3 protein-coding genes and 1 pseudogene are annotated in these 3,758 nt (G+C 69.3%); all 4 read left to right on the forward strand.

The annotated features are described in order from the left end of the window. Positions 1 to 221 precede the first annotated feature (221 nt). Positions 222 to 1,466 carry a D-arabinono-1,4-lactone oxidase gene (locus tag ACFWGJ_RS42660; protein ID WP_387334350.1) on the forward strand — a complete coding sequence of 415 codons (1,245 nt, stop codon included), beginning with the start codon at positions 222 to 224 and terminating at the stop codon, positions 1,464 to 1,466. A gap of 219 nt (positions 1,467 to 1,685) precedes the next feature. Further along, positions 1,686 to 2,594, forward strand: coding sequence for a polyphosphate polymerase domain-containing protein (locus ACFWGJ_RS42665; RefSeq protein WP_387334351.1), 909 nt, complete (start codon positions 1,686 to 1,688; stop codon positions 2,592 to 2,594). After that, the gene (locus ACFWGJ_RS42670; RefSeq protein ID WP_387334352.1) at positions 2,591 to 3,268 is read left to right on the forward strand and encodes a DUF4956 domain-containing protein; all 678 of its coding nucleotides are present in this window, start codon (positions 2,591 to 2,593) and stop codon (positions 3,266 to 3,268) included. Before ACFWGJ_RS42665 ends, ACFWGJ_RS42670 begins: the two co-directional genes overlap by 4 nt. Next, positions 3,268 to 3,758, forward strand: a pseudogene (locus ACFWGJ_RS42675) (spore coat protein CotH); the annotation flags it as partial. The gene ACFWGJ_RS42670 and the pseudogene ACFWGJ_RS42675, both read left to right, overlap by 1 nt.

Here is a 3,758-nt window from a genome sequence, read left to right on the forward strand (position 1 = left end):
CCCCTGAAAAGCGGGGCTACGCCCCTGCCTTTCATCTTTCAGGGGCGCGGGGAACTGCGCGGGTGACCCCCACCGGCCCGCAGACGACGAACGGGGCCCGGGGCGCAGCCCCGCCCTCAAGGGGCGCGGGGAACTGCGCGATCGGCCCCCACCGGGCCGCAGACGACATCGCAGGTCACGGAGAGGTAGGTTCCAGGGAGGACTTTTGGGAAGGGTGAGGGATGGCTGAGGGTCTGAGGAACTGGGCGGGGAACATCACGTACTCCGCCAAGGAGCTGCAGCGTCCACACTCACTGGACGCCCTCCGCGACCTGATCGCCCGCAGCCCCCACGCCCGAGTGCTCGGCAGCGGCCACTCCTTCAACCTGATCGCCGACCCGGGCCCCGAGGGCACCCTCCTCTCCCTCACCGCCCTCCCCCCGTCCATCGAGGTGGACACGGCGACCCGTACGGTCCGCGTGGCCGGCGGCGTCCGGTACGCGGAACTCGCGCGGACGGTCCACGAGCACGGGCTCGCCCTGCCCAACATGGCCTCCCTCCCGCACATCTCCGTGGCGGGCTCGGTGGCGACGGGCACCCACGGCTCGGGCAACGCGAACGGCTCGCTGGCCTCCCCGGTCCGTGAGGTCGAGCTGGTCCTCGCCGACGGCTCGGTCCTGAGCATCGGCCGCGACGACCCCCGTTTCGACGGCGCCGTGACCTCGCTGGGCGCCCTGGGTGTCGTCACCGCGCTCACCCTCGACCTGGAGCCGGACTTCGAGGTCGCCCAGCACGTCTTCGGCCGGCTGCCACTGGCCGGGCTGGACTTCGAGACGGTGTCCGCGTCGGCGTACAGCGTGAGTCTGTTCACCGACTGGCGGCGGTCGGGGTTCGTGCAGGCGTGGGTGAAGCGGCGTACGGACGTGCCGTGGGACGGCTTCCCGTGGGCCGAGCCCGCCGCCGAGGCGATGCACCCGGTGCCGGGGATGCCCGCCGTGAACTGCACGCAGCAGTTCGGCGTGCCCGGCCCCTGGCATGAGCGGCTGCCGCACTTCAGGCCCGAGTTCACCCCGAGCAGCGGCGCCGAGCTGCAGTCGGAGTACCTGCTCCCGCGCTCGTACGCGGCCGACGCCCTGCACGCCGTCGACGCGATCCGCGGGACGGTCGCGCCGGTGCTGCAGATCTGCGAGGTGCGCACGGTCGCCGCCGACAGCCAGTGGCTGAGTCCGGCGTACGGGCGGGACACCGTGGCGTTCCACTTCACCTGGGTCGAGGACACGGCGGCCGTGCTGCCCGTGGTCCGGCGGCTGGAGGAGGCGCTGGCGCCCTTCGACGCGCGGCCGCACTGGGGGAAGGTGTTCACGGCGGAGCCTTCGGACCTGCGGGGGCGCTATCCGCGGATGGCCGACTTCAAGGCCCTGGTCGCGGAGCTCGACCCGACGGGGACCTTCCGGAACGACTTCGTGGGTGCGCTGCTCGGCACCTGAGCCCCTGGCCGTGAGTGGCCTGGCCGCAAGTGGCCTGTCCGTGAGCGCCGCGGTGCCGTTCCCGCAGCGAACTGTCCCGTTTGCCTCCAGTTCACCTTCGCGTCCCCCTCAAGACTCCTGAAATCAACCCGTGATTCTCATGGGCTCCTCATTCGCCGTTGGTTGCGTGTGCCAGGCCGGTCGGTCCGCCGGTCCGCAACGTACGAATGAGGGAGGCGCATGGTGTTCCTGTCGAAGGCTGCCGCCGCGCAGGAGAGGGACGAGGAGAGCGAAGACCCGTTGCACGTGGCCAGTCGGCTGCACGCGTTCAACCGGTTCGAGCTGAAGTACCTGGTCCCGGTCGACCAGGCGGCGGAGATCCGCGACGAGCTGGCCGAGCGGATGGACCGCGATCTGCACAGCCCGGTCGGCGGGTACGGCGTGTGGAGCCTCTACTACGACACCCCGCAGCTCCGCTTCTACTGGGAGAAGATCGAGGGCCTGAAGTTCCGGCGCAAGCTGCGCATCCGGCACTACGGCGATCTCGACGGGGTCACCGACGAGGCGCCGGTCTGCGTGGAGATCAAGCAGCGCGTCAACCGGGTCACGCAGAAGCGCCGCATCACCCTTCCGTACGGCGTGGCACGGCGGCTGTGCGACGGCCGGGAGATGGTGGAGCACTCGCCGCGGGAGAGCGCCTTCATCCAGGAGGTCCTCGACCTGGTCGTACGGCTCGACCTCAAGCCCACCGCGATCACCGGCTACCAGCGTGAGGCCCTGGTCGGGCGGAACGCCGACACCGGACTGCGGGTCACCTTCGACCGTCGCATCCGTGGCCGGGACCGGGACTTCCACTTCGGTATCCGGACCCCGGAGAACCGGTTCACGATCCCGCCGCACATGTCCGTCATGGAGATCAAGGTCAACGAGCGCACCCCCCACTGGATCACCGACCTGGCCGCCCGGCGCAACCTCAACCTCGTACGCATCTCGAAGTACGTGCAGTCCGTCGAGGCGTTCGGTCTGGCCCCGCGGTCGGTCTTCCATGTCAACGAGGCGGACTGTCCTCCGCCCACCCCCACCGAAGAGCAGCCGCTGGAGCAGCGGCCGGCGCAGCCCGATGCGTCGTTGAAGGCAGGAGCACTGTGAACTTCGAACTGCAGGAACTCAGCGGCACGTTCAGCGTGGCCGACGTCGTGGCGGCGATGGCGCTGTCCTTCGTCCTGTCCACGCTGATCGGATACGTGTACCGGTACACGCACCGCAATGTCTCCTACAGCCAGTCCTACGTACAGACCCTGGTCATCGTGGGCATGATCGTCGCCCTGATCATGCTGGTCGTCGGCTCGAACCTGGCCCGCGCGTTCTCCCTGGTCGGCGCCCTGTCCGTGGTCCGCTTCCGCAACGCGGTCAAGGAGACGAGGGACGTCGGCTTCATCTTCCTCGCCATGGCCATCGGCATGGCCTGCGGCGCCCGCTTCTACACGCTGGCCGCGGTCGGCGCCGTCGTGATCTGCACCGTGATCCTGGTGATGTTCAAGTTCAACTGGTTCGCGCTGAACGTGCAGCGGCAGGTCGTCAAGGTCCAGGTCCCGGCCGGTGAGGACTACACCCCGCAGATCCGTGACGTCCTGATCAAGTACACCAGCGAGTTCGAGCTGGTCAGCACGGAGACGATCCGCGGCGGCGCGCTGAGCGAGATCTTCTACACCGTCCGGCTGAAGAAGGGCGCCGAGCCCGGTGACCTGGTCAGCGCCCTCCAGGAGCGTACGTCCGGCCAGCGGGTCACCGTACTGACCGGCTACGACACGACGGACCTGTGATGAGCGGCGGGACCAGCGTGCGGCGCGGGCGGCGGTTGAAGGACCGGGTGCCCGTACGGCTGCGCCATCACTGGAAGCCGGCCGCCGCGCTGGGCGTCGGGCTCGCCACCATGGTCTGTTTCCTCGGCGACGCACGGATCTCCCCGTACGTCACCTCGTCCTCACGGGTCGAGGCCGACGCGATCACCGACGACGTACGGGGCACGGTGGACCTGTACGACACGACGGTGGCGCACTCGCTCCAACTCACCTATCAGCAGACCGACTTCACCAAGATGATGAAGGAGTTCGAGGAGGACGGCACCAAGGACTACATCGAGGCCGACCTCGTGATCGACGGCGTCTACCTCAACGACGTGGGGATCCGCCTCAAGGGCAACTCCACCCTGTCGTCCCTGCGCGGCAGCAGCGGAAACAGGGGCGGGCCCGGTGGCGGCCGGGCCCTGCCCGATGCCGCGCAGGGCGCTCCGGCCGGCGCCGCCGAGGAAAC

It is taken from the genome of Streptomyces sp. NPDC060205 (assembly GCF_042728395.1).
GTDB lineage: Bacteria > Actinomycetota > Actinomycetes > Streptomycetales > Streptomycetaceae > Streptomyces.

What these genes read in the sequence shown, in the direction of transcription:
- ACFWGJ_RS42660 (WP_387334350.1), top strand. Translation starts at nt 222, where the DNA reads ATGGCTGAGGGTCTGAGGAACTGGGCGGGGAACATCACGTACTCCGCC.
- ACFWGJ_RS42665 (WP_387334351.1), top strand. Translation starts at nt 1,686, where the DNA reads ATGGTGTTCCTGTCGAAGGCTGCCGCCGCGCAGGAGAGGGACGAGGAG.